This window comes from Pseudomonas sp. AC463 (genome assembly GCF_979253585.1).
Window position 1 is genome coordinate 1 of sequence record NZ_CEEDDZ010000190.1, and the last position, 387, is coordinate 387.

Genomic DNA, 387 nt, shown 5'->3' on the forward strand with positions numbered 1-387 from the left:
TTGCAGTGGAAGCCGATCCCCGAGCTGGTCACCACGTTCGACGGCTTCTTCTCCGACTTCAAGGACGACCAGATCAAGCGCGGCATCGAGCTGCCGCTGGCGTTCGGCGGCGGGTCGGGCACGATCTTCAACCCCACACAGACCAATTCGACCGTGTCGAACGGCCTCATCACCTCGGGCACGTTCGAGAACGTGCAGGGCGTGGTCCGCAACGATGCGTTCGAGCGCAAGGCGAAGCTGTACTCGTTCGGCTACAACGCCAAATACACCGGCGACGATGGCTGGAACGCGCAGATCGACGTCAGCTATTCGCGGACCAACCGCCGCGAGCTGAGCTTCGAAAGCTATAGCGGCACCGGCTATGGTCAGGCGCTCGGCGCAACCGAC

The 387-nt window shown here is 62.8% G+C and carries 1 protein-coding gene; it reads left to right on the forward strand.

The window, feature by feature from the left end; translation table 11 throughout:
- Positions 1 to 387: hypothetical protein (locus tag AC0IYH_RS29720; protein ID WP_471837663.1), on the forward strand; the 387-nt coding region annotated here is incomplete at both ends.